Here is a 15,385-nt window from a genome sequence, read left to right on the forward strand (position 1 = left end):
TTACAGATCAGCCGTGAAACGCGTTGCGGGGCATGATATTGACCGTCTCATGCAGTTCGGACCACACCAGCACCACGTCGCCGCTTTTCAGCTGGCGCTTAACATCGCTGACCTTTTGTTCAAGCGAACGCTCTTGTTCACCATAATCGGTGCCTTCACGTAATACAAAGCTTTCAATCAGATTATCGAGCGTTTCGGGAGACAGATCCTGCCAGGGGATAATCATTTTTTACCGTCCAGAAATGAGGTGAGCCAGTCGGGAATGCGCGTTTCCAGCCACATTTTGGGCCGGCGCAGCGTACCGCCAACAAAGCCAACGTGCCCGCCGTACTCGGTGAGCTGGTACTGCACGTTGGCCGGTAAATGGTCCGGTGCCGGAATAGAGTGATGATCCATAAACGGATCATCTTTTGCGTGGATGATCAGCGTCGGCGCGGTGATTTGATTCAACAGCGGCATGGCGCTGCACTGGCGGTAGTAGTCAATCGCATCGGCAAAACCGTGGATCTTCGAGGTAATCAAATCGTCAAACTCGCGCAAACGCTTCACGCGCTTGAGCTGCTGCAGGCTGACGGGGAGCGTATCCGGGTAGGCCTTAAGCTTGCGCGCGGCGTTGGCTTTCAGCAGGTTAAGCAGGTAGCGCTGATACACCCGTGAGAAGCCTTTTTCCATATGGTAGCTGCACTGTTCGAGCATAAAGGGGGCGGAGACGATAACCGCTGCATCCAGCGGCGCGGCGTTGCCCTCTTTTGCCAGCAGACAGGCCAGCATATTTCCGCCCAGGGAATAGCCCACCGCCGCCGTTGGCACCGTGCCAAAATTCTCTCTGAGCCAGTGTAAGAACCAGGTGCCGTCTTCGGTTTCACCGGAATGGTAAATGCGCTTCTGGCGATTCGGCTCACCGCTGCAGCCGCGAAAATGCATCACCACGCCAAGCCAGCCGCGGGCCTTCGCCGCCTGGATTAAACCGTGCGCGTAGGGGCTATGCAGACTGCCTTCCAGGCCATGGAACACCACCAGACGCGGCTTGTGCCGGGCCTGCTCGGGGTCCTCGCTCCAGGCGAGATCCAAAAAGTCGCCGTCCGGCAAATCCAGGCGCTGCCAGTGTGGGGTGAACTGCACCTTGCGGCGGATCAGGCGCGGCAGCATGGTTTGCAGGTGGGGGTTAGCCACGCCGCGCATGGGCACGAATTCGGCGCTGTCTTCGGCTGCAATGTCGAAGTCTGATGGAATGATTTGGGTCATAAGGGCGATGCTGATTCTTGTCAGAAATTTACTATACCTTCCGAATTGTACCCCGTTTAGCCTGGATTTCCGAAACATGAACTGATCCGGATCACAAATCTTTACCTTGATTATTACTCTCAGGCTAATGATTCCGCTCTACGCTTAATTGATGCCTTTCTCGCCAGAGCGCAAACTTTACTCAACGTTAGGCAAATCAGAATGATGTGCTGAATCAGGAGGTTAATAATGTTATCTGGGCAAACACCCACCCGGCAATGGAACACCCGACGCAGTGAAAAAGCGCGTCGTCTGGCGTCCGTACCGGTGCAGGGCAAGGTACTGCCAACCGGCGATCTTGTCGCCATGCTGGAAAAACTGATCGCACCGGGCGACAAAGTCGTTCTGGAAGGCAACAACCAGAAGCAGGCGGATTTCCTTTCCCGCTCGCTTGCAGAGGTGAACCCGCAAATCGTTCACGACCTGCATATGATTATGCCGAGCGTCGGCCGCAGCGAGCATCTGGACATCTTTGAAAAAGGCATCGCCCGCAAGCTGGACTTCTCTTTCTCCGGCACGCAGAGCCTGCGAATCTCTCAGCTGCTGGAAGATGGCCAGCTCGAAATCGGTGCGATCCACACCTACATCGAACTTTACTCCCGCCTCTACGTCGACCTCTCGCCAAACGTGGCGCTGATCGCCGGTTTTAAAGCGGACCGCAAAGGCAACCTCTACACCGGGGCGAGTACCGAAGATACCCCGGCGCTGGTGGAAGCCGCCGCGTTCCACGACGGCATCGTCATCGCACAGGTGAACGAGCTGGTGGACGACGAGTGCGACCTGCCGCGCGTCGATATTCCGGGCTCCTGGATCGACTACGTGGTGGTGGCCGACAAGCCGTTCTTTATCGAACCGCTGTTCACCCGCGACCCGCGCCTGATCAAGCAGGAACATATCCTGATGGCGATGATGGCCATCAAAGGCATCTACGCGGAGCACCAGGTGCAGTCCCTGAACCACGGCATCGGCTTTAACACCGCGGCGATCGAGCTGCTGTTGCCCACCTACGGTGAACAGCTCGGCCTGAAGGGAAAAATTTGTAAGCACTGGACGCTGAACCCGCATCCAACGCTGATCCCCGCCATCGAAAGCGGCTGGGTGGAAAGCGTGCACTGCTTCGGCGGCGAGCTGGGGATGGAAGAGTATATCCGCGCCCGTCCGGACGTGTTCTTCACCGGTGCCGACGGCTCCATGCGTTCCAACCGCGCCTTCTGCCAGCTGGCAGGTCAGTACGCGGTGGATATGTTCATCGGCTCCACGCTGCAGGTTGACGGCTACGCCAACTCCTCCACCGTGACCCGCGGTCGTCTTTCCGGCTTCGGCGGTGCGCCAAACATGGGCCATGACCCGCACGGTCGCCGTCATGCTACCCCGGCCTGGCTCAACATGATCACCGAGCCTGACCCAATGCAGCGCGGTAAAAAACTCGTGGTGCAGATGGTGGAAACCTTCCAGGCGGGCGTGAAGCCAACCTTCGTGGAAAAACTCGACGCCGTCGAGGTGGCCAAAGCCTCGGGGATGCCGCTGGCGCCGGTCATGATTTACGGCGATGACGTTACCCACGTGCTGACGGAAGAGGGGATTGCTTACCTCTATCGCGCCAAAGATCTGGAAGAGCGTCGTGCCATGGTTGCCGCCGTCGCGGGTATCACCGATATCGGCCTTGGCGTTGACGCCAAACGCGTGGCGGAACTGCGCCAGAGCGGAAAAGTGTTGTACCCGGAAGATATGGGTATCCGCCGCACCGACGCTACGCGTTCTCTGCTGGCAGCGGGCAGCGTGTCTGACCTCGTTGAGTGGTCCGGCGGTCTGTATAACCCACCTGCGAAATTCCGGAGCTGGTAATGAAACTTCTGCCCCAGATTCAGGTTGAAGGCGGTGCCGAATGGCTGGCGCGAACCGCCACGCAGTGTCTGATTGACGAAGCACGATTAAGCCCGAAACCCGGTCTGGTGGACAGCCGGGGGAACGGCGCGCACCACGATTTATCGCTTGCGCTGATGGAGCGCTCCGCGCGCAGCCTGACCCCTACGTTTCAGGCGCTGGCGCAGCAGAGCTGGCAGCGGCCGGCAGACATTGCGCTCCGGCAAACCGTCGGGCGTCTTGGCCGCGAAGGCGAGCAGGAGATGATGGCGGCCACCGAGGGCGTTAACACCCACCGCGGCGCAATTTGGGCGCTGGGGCTGCTGGTAAGCGCAGTCGCGATGCTGGGCGGGGAGGCAAATGCTCAGGCCGTCGCGAATACGGCGGCGCAGCTGGCAAAACTGCCGGACGATGCGGCGCCGAAAGTATTCAGCAAAGGCCTGCGCGCCACGCACCGCTACCGCGTGCCGGGTGCCAGAGAAGAAGCTCAGCAGGCGTTTCCGCACGTTATGCAGCGCGCGCTGCCTCAGCTTCGCCTCAGCCGTCTCAAAGGCAGCAGCGAAACGCAGGCCAGGCTCGACGCGCTGATGGCGATCATGACCTCCCTCACCGACACCTGCGTGCTGTCGCGCGCCGGCATGGAGGGGCTGGACGCCATGCAGAGCGGTGCCCGTGCGGTACTGAACGCCGGAGGTTGTGCAACGGCTGCGGGCCAGCAGGCGCTGGCGACCTTAGACCGTCAAATGCTCTCGCTCAACGCCTCGCCGGGCGGCGCTGCCGACCTGCTTGCCGCCACGCTGTTTCTCGACCGCGTCGAAACGCCTTATTCAAAGCATTAAGAGGATGTTATGGAAAAAATCACATTGACCGTGCCAGCCAGCCGCGCGTTAAGCGGCAGGGCGCTGGCAGGGGTTGTCGGCTCCGGGGATATGGAGGTGTTATTCGCCGCCGAACCGGGCCAGACCTTAACCATTGATATCACCACCTCCGTTGACAACAGCCGTGGTCGCTGGGAGGCGCTGTTCAACCGCCTGCAAACCGTCAGCAGCCTGCCCGCAGGGAAACTGACCATCCACGACTTCGGCGCGACGCCGGGCGTGGCGCGCATTCGTATCGAACAGGTTTTTGAGGGGGTGAGCCATGCGTGATGACAGCAGCTTTATCGAATTAAAAGCGCGCCAGCGCGCGCAGGCACTGCTGGATGACGGCAGCTACCGCGAACTGCTGGATCCGTTTGAAGGCATTATTTCTCCGTGGCTTGGGCCGCAGGGCATTGTCCCGCAGGCCGATGACGGCATGGTCGTCGCAAAAGGCACCATCAACGGTCAGCCTGCGGTCGTCGTCGCAATTGAAGGCGCGTTCCAGGGCGGCAGCATGGGCGAAGTGTCCGGCGCCAAAATGGCGGCGGCGCTGGAGCTGGCGGCGGAAGATAACCGCAACGGCATTCCGACTCAGGCGGTGCTGTGCCTCGAAACCGGCGGCGTGCGTCTGCAGGAGGCTAACCTCGGCCTGGCGGCGATTGCCGATATCCACGCGGCGATTGTTGACCTGCGCCGCTACACCCCGGTGGTCGGGATTGTGGCCGGGACCGTGGGCTGCTTCGGCGGGATGTCCATTGCGGCAGCGCTGTGCAGCTACCTGATAGTGACCCGCGAAGCGCGTCTTGGCCTCAACGGCCCGCAGGTTATCGAGCAGGAGGCGGGCATTGAAGAGTACGACTCCCGCGACCGTCCGTTTATCTGGAGCATGACCGGCGGCGAAGTGCGCTATCAAAGCGGCCTGGTGGATGCCCTTGTGGGTGACGGCGTGAACGCGGTGAAAGCGGCGATGAACGACGCGATTGCCAAAGGCGTGCCGGCGAAACACCGCACCGATAACTACGACGATTACCTGAACCGTCTGACGAATTTCGACACCCGCAAGCAGGCCGATGCCGAACAGATTAACGCGCTTTTTGCCCGGGAGGTGAAATGATGAGTAATTCAATAAGCCGTGGCGAGCTCTGGCTGGAAACCCTCGCCCCGAACGCCAAACGTGTCGAAGGGCTCTGCCTGTCCGTGCAGGCGGCAGACGGCGAGCTGAACGGCGAAGCGGTGCGTTTTGTTGCCGTGGTGCCGGATGCCAACAACCACTTCCCGCGCGCGGCGCAGGGTGAAGTCGGCCTGCTGGAAGGCTGGACGCTGGCGAAGGTGGTCAGCGAAACCGTCGCCGCGGACGCAGACAAGCCCGTCAAACGCCCGATTGTGGCGGTGATTGACGTCCCAAGCCAGGCCTATGGCCGTCGCGAAGAGGCGTTTGGTATCCATCAGGCGCTGGCCGGCGCGGCTGCCGCGTATGCTAACGCGCGTCTGGCCGGCCACCCGGTGATTGGTCTAATCGTCGGCAAGGCGATGTCCGGTGCGTTTCTGGCGCACGGCTACCAGGCCAACCGCCTGATCGCCTTTAACGACAAAGGGGTGCTCATCCACGCGATGGGTAAAGAGTCAGCGGCGCGCATTACCCTGCGTACCGTGGAGGCCCTGGAAAAACTGGCGGCAACCATTCCGCCAATGGCGTACGACATCAGCAACTACGCCACGCTGGGGCTGCTCTCTAACCTGCTGGACATCAGCAACCCGGATGCCCCATCCGATAACGATCTGGCGCAGGTGAAAACCACTCTGCAGCAGGCCATCAGTGACGCACGTCAGGACACCACCTTGAAAAACCGCCTGGGTGCTGACAACCGCCGCAGCTCGGCTCTCGTACGCGAACGTATGCGAGCAAGCTGGTAAGTAACAAGAGACCTGCCAGAGATGTACAACCCCGCGGGCGCGACCGTTGCGCCCGCGAGGAAGGCTGCATCCTGAAAAATAATAAACATCGCACCAGTGCTAAAACTTTTTTTACTACAGGTGATTTATGACTTACGTAATTGTTCATGCTCTTGCACCGATTTTCGTCATCATGCTGCTGGGATTCTGGGCCGGTAAGGCAAAGATGGTCGATAACAAAAATGTTTCCCTACTTAATATCTTCGTGATGGATTTTGCACTGCCCGCCGCGCTGTTTAGCGCTACCGTGCAAACGCCGTGGACCGGCATCGTGGCCCAGTCGCCGCTGATCCTGGTGCTCACCCTGGCGATGTGGATAACCTATGCGGCCATCTACTTCCTCGCCACCAAAGTCTTTAAAAAATCCCCGCAGGATGCGGCGGTGCTGACGCTTACCGTCGCCCTGCCAAACTACGCGGCGCTCGGTCTGCCAATTCTGGGCAGCGTGCTGGGTGAAAGTTCTTCGACGTCGCTGTCCGTGGCGGTCTCCATCGCCTGCGGTTCCGTACTGATGACCCCGTTCTGCCTGCTGATCCTGGAGCGCGAGAAAGCGCGCGCCGAGGGGAATAACTCGGGTTCAACGCTCTCCATGCTGCCGGTGCTGATGTGGCGTTCCATTAAAAAACCGATCGTGATGGGCCCGCTGCTGGGTGTGATCCTCTCCGCCATCGGCATCAAAATGCCTGAACTGGTGCTTGCCGCGATTAAACCGCTGGGGTTGTCCGCCACCGCTGCGGCGCTGTTCCTGACCGGGGTGATCCTCTCTGCCCGTAAGCTGCAGATCAACACCATGGTTATCACCTCAACCATCGCCAAGCTGCTGATTCAGCCAGCGATTGCCTGGGCGATTGTGCTGATCTTCGGCCTGCACGGCTCCGTGGCGATCACCGCTATCCTGATGATTGCGCTCTCCGCGGGCTTCTTCGGCGTGGTGTTCGGTAACCGCTTTGGCGTGCAGTCGCCGGATGCTGAAGCCGTGCTGCTGTTAAGCTCCGTACTGTGTATCCTGTCGCTGCCGCTGTTTATCTCGCTGACTTCAGGAATGTAATCATGACCACAACATTACGCCCGCACGACCTCATCTGGCTTACCGCGCGCGACGCGCTGGAAGGCATCACCGAATCCTGGGTGGAGGCGGCCTGGCATACCGGCCTGCCGGTGGTGGTGCGGCGTGATGTTGATAACGAAGGCCGCATTCCCGTTGGCGTGCGCGGCCTGCGTCGCGACCAGCGGGCGGCCGGATGGGTGAAGCCGGAAAACGTGTTGCGCGTGGTTTCGCCCGAGGATCTGAGCGTTGCCGCCGACCTGCTGCGTTCGCCCTTTATAACCCAGCCGCCGGTTCAGGTGGCGCTACAGCTTGCTCAGCAGGCGTGGCCGTGGACGTGGGGCATTACCGGCAGCACCGGCTATGCGCTGGCGACCGGTATTCCGGTGATTCATGCCGACAGCGATCTAGACCTGCTGATCCGCGCCCCGCACGCCGTTTCCCCTGATGCATTTGCTGGCTGGCAGTCTCAGCTTAGTCGGGCGCTGTGTCGGGCGGACACGCAGGTGGATACGCCCGAGGGCGGATTCGCGCTGGCGGAGTGGCTGCGAGACGGCAAAACGCTGCTAAAAACCCACCGCGGACCCCGTCTGGTGGCGGATCCGTGGCGCAGGGAGGAGTGATGAAAATACTGTTTACCTTTCCGGGGCAGGGCACGCAGCACGAAGGCATGCTGCAAAACCTGCCGGGAACGGAACTGACTCAGGCGCGCAAGGTGCTTGGCGCTGAGGTCGATAGTCTCGACAGCACCGCATCCCTGACCCATACCCGCGCGGTTCAGCTTTCGCTGCTGATTGCCGGCGTGGCCTGGGCGCGCGAGCTGGAACGCCGCGGCGTGTCGCCGGATATTGTCAGCGGGCTTTCCATCGGCGCTTACCCGGCGGCGGTTGTCGCAGGGGCGCTGGACTTCGCAGACGCGCTTACGCTGGTGGCGCTGCGCGGCGATCTGATGGAGCAGGCTTATCCGCACGGCTACGGCCTGACGGCCATCATGGGCTTAACCCTGCCGCAGGTGGAAACGCTGATTGAAGGCACCGGAACCTACGTTGCTAACCTGAACGCCGAAACGCAGATCGTCATCGCCGGAACCGATGACGGGATGGCGCAGGTCGCCGGGCGCGCGCTGGCGAAAGGGGCAAGCAAGGCCAAACGGCTTGCGGTCAGCGTGCCGTCGCACTGCGAGCTGCTGGCGGAACCGGCGAAAAAGCTGGCGTCGGCGTTTGAATCGGTCAGCCTTTCACGCCCGCGCTGCGCGTACCTGAGCGGCAGCACCGGGCGCGTGCTCTGGCAGCCGGAAAAGATAGCAGACGATCTGGCGATGAACATGGCGCGAACCGTGCGCTGGCAGGAGGCGGTCATTTCCGCTAACGAGCGCGAAGCGCGGCTGGCAATTGAGATGCCGCCAGGCGGCGTACTGACCTGCCTGACGCGTCAGGCGGCGTGGGAAGGGGAAACCATTTCGCTGGAGCGCAGCGGGGTAGACGTGGCGGTGCATCTGGCGGGGCGGCTTCAGCGATGAGTTTTTTGCCCGGTGGCGCTACGCTTACCGGGCCTACAATCCAGGAGTAGGCCCGGTAAGGCGCAGCCGCCACCGGGCACTAACATCAGGCGCCGTCCTGCAAACTGCGCGCATACATCCGCCCCTCGGCGGCTAGTGCCCGCAGGCTCGGGTCCTGCTCGCGGTTGCGGGCAAAGACGATGGCGATCAGCTGCTGCATCTGGTACGGCTCAGCCAGCTTCAACAGCTGCACCGAATTCTCATACACTTTCTTCATCCTGCCCGGCATCAGCGTAAAACCCACACCCGCCTGCACCAGGCTCAGCATCGAGAAAATATCATTCACGCGGGTGACAATTTCCGGCTCGAACCCGGCGATATGAAACGCCTCCTGAAACCCGGCATACGTGGCGAACCCTTCTGCCAGGGCGACAAACTTCTGGTCTTTGTAATCACGCAGATCCGCGGGCCCGCGGGTGTTCAGCGTGGCGGAAGCCGGTGCGGCAAGGAAAATATCGTCGTGGAACAGGGGCAGCACTTCGAGGCTGTTACGGTCAATGTCGCTTTCGGAGATGGAGATCAGAATCGCGTCCAGCGAGCCTTCGTCCAGCATATGCAGCAGGGTGTCGTTTGAGCCCATCGTCAGATCCATCTCCAGATCCGGACGGCGCAGCTTCATGCCCATAATCAGGCGCGGCACGGTTTCCAGCGTCAGCGAGTAGAGCGTCCCCACGCGCAGCCGCCCCTGGCCGATTCCGGCGATTTTGCGGGACTCTTCCAGCCCGCGCTCCATCACCTGCATCACCTCCTGGCAATACTCCAGCAGCGTCCACGCGGAGGGGAGCGCAATCAGGTTGCGCCCCTTGTGGGTAAAGAGCGGGCAGCGCACGTTCTCTTCCAGCGTGTGCAGCGCGCGGTGCACGCTCACGCCGCTCAGGCCCAGAGTTTCGGCGGTACGCGCGATATTCCCTTTCTCCATAAACGTCATGAAGATGCTGAGCTTGCGGAACGTAATCTCGCTCGTGATATCGAAACTCATAGCTCTCCCGGCGTGTTAGTCAGCCTGCAGCATCGCTTCCAGCTGCTCCTGCGCGTCCAGCCACGCCATTTCGCACTCTTCGAGGCTGGATTTGGTTTTCGCCTGCGTTTGCAGGCAGTCGGTCAGCTCAGCCTTGCGGCTCTGATCGTACAGCCCGCTGTCGCCCAGCTTCTCTTCAACGGCGGCAAGCGTGGCGTTGAGCTTTTCCATCTCTTTTTCAAGACGGGTAATCTCTTTACGCAGCGGCTGCGTCTGCGTGCGCAGCTCCGCTTCACGACGCTTCTGGTCTTTACGCGACTGCGCGCTGTTGGCGTTGTCCTTCGCTGACTCTTCCGGCTGGTTTTCCAGCTTCTGCACGTCCGTTAGCCACTGCTGATAGTCTTCCAGGTCGCCGTCGAACGGTTCGACTTTGCCGCCGTGCACTAAATAGAGATCGTCCGTGGTGGAGCGGATCAGGTGGCGGTCGTGCGAGACGACAACCAGCGCGCCTTCGAACTCGATCAGCGCTTCGGTCAGTGCCTGACGCATGTCGAGATCCAGGTGGTTGGTCGGTTCATCGAGCAGCAGCAGGTTCGGGCGCTGCCAGACGATCAGCGCCAGCACCAGACGCGCTTTTTCGCCGCCGGAGAAGCGCTCGGTGTTTTCGGTGACCTTATCGCCCTGGAAGCCGAAGCCGCCGAGGTAGTCACGCAGCTTCTGCTCCATCTCCTGCGGCGCCAGACGGGCCAGGTGCTGAATCGGAGATTCATCTGCGCGTAAAAATTCCAGCTGATGCTGTGCGAAGTAGCCCAGCTTGATGCCCTTCGCCAGGCCGATTTCTCCGCTGACCGGGTTAAGCTCGCCCGCGAGCAGTTTGATCAGCGTCGATTTACCGGCACCGTTACGTCCCAGCAGGCCGATACGGGAACCCGGGACCAGGTTGAGCTTGATGGAGTTGAGAATAATGCGGTCGGCATAGCCCGCGCTCACTTTTTCCATCTTCAGGAGCGGGTTTGGCAGGCTCTCCGGCTCGCGGAAGCTGAAGTGGAACGGGTTATCCACGTGCGCCGGGGCGATCATCTCCATGCGTTCCAGCATTTTGATGCGGCTCTGGGCCTGCTTGGCTTTTGAGGCCTTGGCCTTGAAGCGATCGACAAAGCTCTGCAGGTGCGCCACCCGCTGCTGCTGGCTTTCGTACATGGACTGCTGCTGGGCAAGGCGCGTCGCGCGCTGACGCTCGAAGGAGCTGTAGTTGCCGGTGTACTCGAACATCGTTTGCTGTTCGATATGAATGATTTTATCCACTACCGGGTCGAGGAAGTCGCGGTCGTGGGAAATCAGAATCAGAGTGCCCTGATAGCTCTTAAGCCACTTCTCCAGCCAAATAACGGCATCAAGATCGAGGTGGTTGGTCGGTTCATCGAGCAGCAGCAGGTCAGAGCGGCAGATCAGCGCCTGGGCCAGGTTAAGGCGCATGCGCCAGCCGCCGGAGAAGTCGCTGACCGGGCGTTCAAGCTGTTCGTTGCTGAAGCCCAGCCCGTGCAGCAGGCTGGAGGCGCGGGAGCGAATGGTCCAGGCGTCGATGGCGTCCAGCTTGCCGTGAACGGTAGCGATGGCGTGGCCGTCGTTGCGCTCGTTGGCGGCGTTAAGTTCCGCCTCGAGCTTGCGGTATTCACGGTCGCCGTCGATAACATAGTCGAGCGCCGGTTCGCTCAGCGCAGGCGTCTCCTGGTTTACCCAGGCAAGCTGCCAGTTACCCGGATAGGTAAAGTTACCGCCGTCAGCGCTAATCTCGTTTTTCAGCAGCGCCAGCAGGGTCGATTTACCGCAGCCGTTTTTGCCGACCAGACCCACTTTTTGGCCCGGGTTGATGGTAGCGGTCGCGTTATCCAGCAGGACGCGCACGCCGCGACGAATTTGTAACGAGGAGAAAACAATCATAGAAGCGCCGTATGTTCCGACTATGTTAATTTGTCATTATGATAATGTAAGGTGTGCGCCATTTTCCGCACCGGGCCGCCATGGTAGCCCAAAACAACGACGATACACAAAAACAGAAACACGACCGGGAGGGGAATGATGTCTCAGACAGCAAAAGTGCTGCTGCTGTATGCCCATCCGGAATCTCAGGACTCGGTAGCGAACCGGGTGCTGCTTAAGGCGGCTACACAGCTCAGCAACGTGACGGTGCACGATCTCTACGCGCACTATCCTGATTTCTTTATCGATATTCCTTACGAGCAGGAGCTGCTGCGTCAGCATGACGTGATTGTGTTCCAGCATCCGCTTTATACCTATAGCTGTCCGGCGCTGCTCAAAGAGTGGCTGGACCGCGTGCTGAGCCGGGGCTTTTCCAGCGGGGTGGGGGGCAACCAGCTCGCGGGAAAGTACTGGCGTAGCGTCATCACCACCGGTGAGCCGGAAAGCGCCTACCGCCATGACGGGCTGAACCGCTATCCCATGAGCGATATCCTGCGCCCGTTTGAGCTGACGGCAGCGATGTGCCGTATGCACTGGATGAGCCCGATTATTGTCTACTGGGCGCGTCGACAGCAGCCCGAGGCGCTGGCGAGCCATGCCAGAGCCTACGGTGAATGGCTGGCGTCACCGATTTCGGCAGGAGGCCGCTAATGGAAGGATCAAATCTGCTTCTTGCCGGCGTGCTGTTCTTATTCGCGGCGGTTGTTGCGGTGCCGCTGGCCGCACGTCTCGGCATCGGTGCCGTGCTGGGCTATTTGTTAGCCGGTATTGCGATCGGGCCGTGGGGGCTGGGGTTTATCAGCGATGTGGATGAAATTCTCCACTTCTCAGAGCTGGGCGTCGTCTTCCTGATGTTTATCATCGGCCTGGAGCTAAACCCGTCCAAGCTGTGGCAGCTGCGGCAATCTATTTTTGGCGTCGGGGCGGCGCAGGTGCTGTTCAGCGCGGCGATCCTTGCCGGGCTGCTTATGCTGACGGACTTCTCGTGGCAGGCGGCGACAATCGGCGGGATTGGTCTGGCAATGTCGTCCACGGCGATGGCGCTGCAGCTGATGCGCGACAAAGGGATGAACCGTAACGAAGCCGGACAGCTGGGCTTTTCCGTGCTGCTGTTCCAGGATTTGGCGGTGATACCGGCGCTGGCGCTGGTGCCGCTGCTGGCCGGATCCGGTGACGATCATTTCGACTGGGTGAAAGTCTCCATGAAGGTTCTGGCCTTCGCGGGGATGCTGATTGGCGGGCGCTTCCTGCTGCGTCCGGTGTTCCGCTTTATTGCCGCCTCGGGCGTGCGCGAGGTATTTACCGCCGCGACGCTGCTGCTGGTACTCGGGTCTGCTCTGTTTATGGACGCGCTGGGGCTGTCTATGGCGCTGGGCACCTTTATCGCCGGGGTGCTGCTGGCAGAGAGTGAGTATCGCCACGAGCTGGAGACCGCCATCGATCCGTTTAAGGGGCTGCTGTTAGGGCTGTTCTTTATTTCAGTCGGCATGGCGCTGAATCTGGGCGTGCTCTATACCCATCTGCTGTGGGTCGTTGCGAGCGTCGCCGTGCTGGTCGCGGTAAAAACGCTGGTGCTCTACGTGCTGGCGCGCGTTTACGGACTGCGCAGTTCGGAAAGAATGCAGTTCGCCAGCGTGTTAAGCCAGGGGGGAGAGTTTGCCTTTGTGCTGTTCTCCACGGCGTCGTCGCAAAAGCTGTTCAAAGATGACCAGATGGCGCTGCTGCTGGTGACGGTAACGCTGTCGATGATGACCACGCCGTTGCTGATGAAGCTAGTGGATAAACTGCTCTCCCGCCGCCTGAACCCGGCAGATGATGAAGACGAAGCCCCGTGGGTGGAAGATGATAAGCCGCAGGTGATTGTCGTGGGGTTTGGCCGTTTTGGTCAGGTTATTGGCCGCCTGCTGATGGCGAACAAAATGCGCATCACGGTGCTGGAGCGCGACATTAGCGCGGTCAACCTGATGCGCAAATATGGCTATAAGGTTTACTACGGGGATGCCACTCAGCTTGAACTGCTGCGTTCCGCCGGGGCGGAAGCGGCAGAGTCTATCGTCATCACCTGTAACGATCCGGAAGATACGATGAAGCTGGTGGAGCTATGCCAGCAGCATTTTCCGCATCTGCATATTCTGGCGCGCGCGCGCGGACGTGTTGAAGCTCACGAACTTTTGCAGGCGGGTGTGAAACACTTCTCCCGCGAGACCTTCTCCAGCGCGTTAGAGCTGGGGCGCAAGGCGCTGGTGTCGTTGGGCATGCATCCCCATCAGGCCCAGCGTGCCCAGATGCACTTCCGCAGGCTGGATATGCGGATGCTGCGCGAACTGATGCCGGTGCATAGCGACACGGCGCAGATCTCTCGCGTGCGGGAAGCGCGCCGCGAGCTTGAAGAGATTTTCCAGCGTGAGATGCAGCAGGAACGACGCCAGCTCGACGGCTGGGATGAATTTGAATAAAGGGTAACGAAAGATGGCTGTACGTAAACGCTTTATCGCGGGAGCAAAATGCCCGACCTGCCAGGCGCAAGATACTTTGGCCATGTGGCGAGAAAATAATATTGATGTTGTTGAGTGTGTTAAGTGTGGTCACCAGATGCGCGAGGTCGACAAAGAGGCCCGCGATCACGTTCGCAAAGAAGAGCAAGTGATCGGCATTTTTCATCCAGACTAGCGATATGCTCTGAGTTTTTTTAAGCTTAGGGGTACACAGGTGCAGATTTCCGCTACAATCTGCGCCTGTAATTTTCCCACGCTCAGGAGATATCATGAAAGTAGCAAAAGACCTGGTGGTCAGCCTGGCCTATCAGGTACGTACAGAAGACGGTGTGTTGGTTGATGAGTCTCCGGTGAGTGCGCCGCTTGACTACCTGCATGGTCACGGCTCCCTGATTTCTGGCCTGGAAACAGCGCTGGAAGGTCATGACGTTGGCGACAAATTCGACGTTGCTGTAGGCGCAAACGACGCTTACGGTCAGTATGATGACAACCTGGTTCAGCGCGTTCCTAAAGACGTGTTCATGGGCGTTGACGAACTGCAGGTTGGCATGCGCTTCCTGGCGGAAACTGACCAGGGCCCGGTACCGGTTGAGATCACTGAAGTTGAAGACGACCACGTTGTGGTTGACGGCAACCACATGCTGGCTGGCCAGAACCTGAAATTCAACGTAGAAGTTGTTGCGATCCGTGAAGCAACCGAAGAAGAACTGGCTCACGGCCACGTTCACGGTGCGAACGGTCACGACCATGACCATGATCACGGCCACGACGGCTGCTGCGGTGGTCACGGCCACGATCACGACCATGGTCACGACCACGGTAAAGGTGGTTGCGGCAACGGTGGCTGCGGCTGCCACTAATACCCGTCGTCTTTCAAGCCGCAGGTGCGTTGGCTGCGACTCGAAATCCATAGGGTATTTGACATGTAGGCCCGGTAAGCTTCGCGCCACCGGGTACAAAAAAAGCGGGGAAATCCCGCTTTTTTTACGCCTCAATAATGAGGTGGTGGCGTCTCTTCTGACTGAGAGGCAATGTGCGACGACTGTGTTGCCTTCACTTTTTCAGTGAGAAGTCGCATTAAATCGCGCAGTTTTGCCATTTCAAGCTCATGAGCGGTTACGGTCTGGTTTAGCTCTTCGATGGTGATGTCCTGAAAAGCCAGTCGGCTTTCCAGCTCAGCCAGTCTCGCTTCAATCAATGTGTCCTTCATGGTTCACCTCGTCAATGTCACACTCGCCATAATGGGCCTGCGGCGGCGAAGTTTAACTGAGTTTATCGTCAAGTGCAGTATCCATCCCTTTGGTAAGAAACTTATTTAAACAAAAATAGTCTGAAAAGAGGCGAGAATCGGGAGAGTCTGTCTGTAGATTTCTTCCGCAACGATTTATA

17 protein-coding genes are annotated in these 15,385 nt (G+C 59.6%); 12 read left to right on the top strand and 5 right to left on the bottom strand.

Translation table 11 applies throughout. The features are described from left to right. Positions 1 to 7 precede the first annotated feature (7 nt). Together D5067_RS01845 and D5067_RS01850 are read right to left on the bottom strand one after the other, a co-directional pair. Entirely contained in the window at positions 8 to 226 is a 219-nt protein-coding gene (locus tag D5067_RS01845) for a YheU family protein (protein ID WP_119937627.1), read from the bottom strand. After that, positions 223 to 1,245, bottom strand: coding sequence for a hydrolase (locus D5067_RS01850; protein WP_119937628.1), 1,023 nt, complete (start codon positions 1,243 to 1,245; stop codon positions 223 to 225). Before D5067_RS01850 ends, D5067_RS01845 begins: the two co-directional genes overlap by 4 nt. Before the next feature lie 228 nt (positions 1,246 to 1,473). On the opposite strand from D5067_RS01850, the gene mdcA reads away from it, so the two are divergent. From mdcA to mdcH, 8 genes are all read left to right on the top strand, one after another. Then, entirely contained in the window at positions 1,474 to 3,129 is a 1,656-nt protein-coding gene (gene mdcA, locus D5067_RS01855) for a malonate decarboxylase subunit alpha (protein WP_119937629.1), read from the top strand. Then, positions 3,129 to 3,986 (top strand): triphosphoribosyl-dephospho-CoA synthase, encoded by an 858-nt coding sequence (locus D5067_RS01860; protein ID WP_119937630.1) that lies wholly within the window; start codon positions 3,129 to 3,131, stop codon positions 3,984 to 3,986. The genes mdcA and D5067_RS01860 overlap by 1 nt, the downstream gene beginning before the upstream one ends. Positions 3,987 to 3,995: 9 nt before the next feature. Beyond that, on the top strand, positions 3,996 to 4,295 hold the full coding sequence (gene mdcC / locus D5067_RS01865; protein WP_119937631.1) for a malonate decarboxylase acyl carrier protein: 300 nt from the start codon (positions 3,996 to 3,998) through the stop codon (positions 4,293 to 4,295). Further along, entirely contained in the window at positions 4,288 to 5,121 is an 834-nt protein-coding gene (locus D5067_RS01870) for a biotin-independent malonate decarboxylase subunit beta (RefSeq protein ID WP_032662309.1), read from the top strand. Before mdcC ends, D5067_RS01870 begins: the two co-directional genes overlap by 8 nt. Beyond that, the gene (gene mdcE / locus D5067_RS01875) at positions 5,121 to 5,921 is read left to right on the top strand and encodes a biotin-independent malonate decarboxylase subunit gamma (protein WP_119937653.1); all 801 of its coding nucleotides are present in this window, start codon (positions 5,121 to 5,123) and stop codon (positions 5,919 to 5,921) included. The genes D5067_RS01870 and mdcE overlap by 1 nt, the downstream gene beginning before the upstream one ends. Before the next feature lie 127 nt (positions 5,922 to 6,048). After that, on the top strand, positions 6,049 to 7,008 hold the full coding sequence (locus tag D5067_RS01880; protein WP_119937632.1) for an AEC family transporter: 960 nt from the start codon (positions 6,049 to 6,051) through the stop codon (positions 7,006 to 7,008). Between the two features lie 2 nt (positions 7,009 to 7,010). Further along, the gene (locus D5067_RS01885; protein WP_119937633.1) at positions 7,011 to 7,628 is read left to right on the top strand and encodes a malonate decarboxylase holo-ACP synthase; all 618 of its coding nucleotides are present in this window, start codon (positions 7,011 to 7,013) and stop codon (positions 7,626 to 7,628) included. Then, on the top strand, positions 7,628 to 8,524 hold the full coding sequence (mdcH, locus tag D5067_RS01890; protein WP_119937634.1) for a malonate decarboxylase subunit epsilon: 897 nt from the start codon (positions 7,628 to 7,630) through the stop codon (positions 8,522 to 8,524). Before D5067_RS01885 ends, mdcH begins: the two co-directional genes overlap by 1 nt. A gap of 85 nt (positions 8,525 to 8,609) precedes the next feature. On the opposite strand, the gene D5067_RS01895 is transcribed toward mdcH, so the two are convergent. Continuing rightward, entirely contained in the window at positions 8,610 to 9,542 is a 933-nt protein-coding gene (locus tag D5067_RS01895; protein WP_119937635.1) for a LysR family transcriptional regulator, read from the bottom strand. A 15-nt stretch (positions 9,543 to 9,557) separates the two neighbouring features. Continuing rightward, on the bottom strand, positions 9,558 to 11,462 hold the full coding sequence (locus D5067_RS01900) for an ABC transporter ATP-binding protein (RefSeq protein ID WP_119937636.1): 1,905 nt from the start codon (positions 11,460 to 11,462) through the stop codon (positions 9,558 to 9,560). A gap of 138 nt (positions 11,463 to 11,600) precedes the next feature. On the opposite strand from D5067_RS01900, the gene kefG reads away from it, so the two are divergent. The 4 genes from kefG (at position 11,601) to slyD (ending at position 14,856) form a co-directional block, all read left to right on the top strand. Next, complete coding sequence (gene kefG / locus D5067_RS01905; RefSeq protein WP_162844789.1) at positions 11,601 to 12,152, top strand: glutathione-regulated potassium-efflux system ancillary protein KefG; 552 nt, start codon at positions 11,601 to 11,603, stop codon at positions 12,150 to 12,152. Continuing rightward, the gene (gene kefB, locus D5067_RS01910; RefSeq protein WP_119937638.1) at positions 12,152 to 13,957 is read left to right on the top strand and encodes a glutathione-regulated potassium-efflux system protein KefB; all 1,806 of its coding nucleotides are present in this window, start codon (positions 12,152 to 12,154) and stop codon (positions 13,955 to 13,957) included. The genes kefG and kefB overlap by 1 nt, the downstream gene beginning before the upstream one ends. 13 nt (positions 13,958 to 13,970) lie before the next feature. Further along, entirely contained in the window at positions 13,971 to 14,171 is a 201-nt protein-coding gene (locus tag D5067_RS01915; RefSeq protein ID WP_029741376.1) for a YheV family putative zinc ribbon protein, read from the top strand. Between the two features lie 94 nt (positions 14,172 to 14,265). Next, on the top strand, positions 14,266 to 14,856 hold the full coding sequence (gene slyD, locus D5067_RS01920; RefSeq protein WP_119937639.1) for a peptidylprolyl isomerase: 591 nt from the start codon (positions 14,266 to 14,268) through the stop codon (positions 14,854 to 14,856). 131 nt (positions 14,857 to 14,987) lie between these two features. Here slyD and D5067_RS01925 read toward each other — a convergent pair whose 3' ends face one another. After that, positions 14,988 to 15,206: a protein SlyX gene (locus D5067_RS01925; RefSeq protein ID WP_010436296.1), complete on the bottom strand. Its 219-nt coding sequence runs from the start codon at positions 15,204 to 15,206 to the stop codon at positions 14,988 to 14,990. Positions 15,207 to 15,385 lie beyond the last annotated feature (179 nt).

Source organism: Enterobacter huaxiensis (genome assembly GCF_003594935.2).
Taxonomy (GTDB): domain Bacteria; phylum Pseudomonadota; class Gammaproteobacteria; order Enterobacterales; family Enterobacteriaceae; genus Enterobacter; species Enterobacter huaxiensis.